This window comes from Streptomyces calidiresistens (genome assembly GCF_014141525.1).
Classification (GTDB): domain Bacteria; phylum Actinomycetota; class Actinomycetes; order Streptomycetales; family Streptomycetaceae; genus Streptomyces; species Streptomyces calidiresistens.
In genome coordinates this window covers 1-1,521 of sequence record NZ_VKHS01001062.1, presented here as the reverse complement: position 1 = coordinate 1,521, position 1,521 = coordinate 1, and the positions used below count along the sequence as shown (strand labels likewise).

Sequence of the window (1,521 nt, the reverse complement as noted above, 5' to 3'; positions counted from 1 at the left end):
GTGTGGTCGCTCACGGGGAAGGGTCCTTCTGTGTGGGAGCCGGACCCGGGCGGTGGGACCGGCGGTGCCGGGCGGCTCGCCGGGGCGCGGCGGGCCGTCCGGCACGGGGGCGAACGGGTCAGGCGTAGGGGCTGTCCACGCCGGTGGCCGCCGGGCGGGGGGCGCGGCCCGGGCAGCAGCCGACCGGGCAGCGGTCGTGGCTCGGACCGAGGTCGCCCAGGGCGCACCTGGTGGGCTCCTCCCCCCGTTCGGCGGCGGCACGCTCCAGCACCAGGTCGCGCACGGCCGCGACGAAGCGGGGGTCGTCGCCGACGGTGGCCGAGCGGACCATGGGCAGGCCCAACTCCTCGGCCCTGGCCCTCGCCTCGGTGTCGAGGTCGTAGAGGACCTCCATGTGGTCGGAGACGAAGCCGATGGGCACGATCACCACGGCGGGCACGCCCTTGGCGTGCACCTCATCGAGGTGGTCGCAGATGTCGGGCTCCAGCCAGGGGATGTGCGGGGCGCCGCTGCGGGACTGGTACACCAGTTCGGCGGAGCGCTCCACGCCGGTGGCCTCCCGGACGGCCTCGGAGATCCACCGCACGGCGTCCATGTGCTGGCGCACATAGGCGCCACCGTCGCCGTGGCCGGACCCGGGGCCGGAGGTGTCGGCGGCGGTGATCGGGATGGAGTGGGTGGAGAAGGCGAGGTGGGCCCCGTCGCGCACCTCGGCGGGCAACTCCTCCAGCGCTCTCACGACGCCCTCGGCCATGGTCTCCAGGAAGCCGGGGTGGTTCCAGTAGACGCGGATCTTGTCCACCCGGGGGAGCTCCGTGCCCTCGGCCTCCAGCACGGCGAGCGCCCCGGCGAGGTCCTCCCGGTACTGGCGGCAGCCGGAGTAGGAGGAGTAGGCGCTGGTGGCCAGGACGAGGATCCGGCGACGGCCCTCCCGGACCATCTCGCGCAGGGTGTCGGTGAGGTAGGGGTCCCAGTTGCGGTTGCCCCAGTACACCGGGAGGTCGAGACCGTGGGCCGCGAAGTCCTCGCGCAGGGCCGCGAGCAGCCGACGGTTCTGCTCGTTGATCGGGCTGACACCGCCGAAGAGGAAGTAGTGCTGCCCCACCTCCTCCAGGCGTTCGCGGGGGATCCCGCGCCCGCGGGTGACGTTCTCCAGGAAGGGGACGACGTCCTCGGGGCCCTCGGGACCACCGAAGGAGAGCAGCAGCAGCGCGTCGTAGGGGGTGGGGTCGGTGGGGTGTGCCATGTCGGCCATCCTCGCATCACTCACGGTCACTCGACGGTCCGGCACCACCGTTGGCGCCGGCGGCGGGGCGCGGGCGGCGCGGGATGCCTCGAAGACGGTTTCCCCTCCCGGGGTGCCGCCGGATGCGGCGGGCCCGCCGGCCGCCCGGATCCCTCGATCCGGTGACCGCCATCCGGGTGGTCCCCCCGGGGGCGCCGCACGTGGGGTGGCCGGGTCGGGTGACGGCCCGGGACGGGCCGCGCGCCCCCGATCGGCGGGCCGGTCCGCGCGCCCCC

Annotated in this window: 1 protein-coding gene; it reads right to left on the bottom strand. The window is 75.0% G+C overall.

What is annotated here, in order from left to right; all coding sequences use genetic code 11:
- Nucleotides 1-118: 118 nt before the first annotated feature.
- The gene (locus FOE67_RS25430) at nt 119-1,246 is read right to left on the bottom strand and encodes a ferrochelatase (RefSeq protein WP_182667165.1); all 1,128 of its coding nucleotides are present in this window, start codon (nt 1,244-1,246) and stop codon (nt 119-121) included.
- Nucleotides 1,247-1,521: the final 275 nt, after the last annotated feature.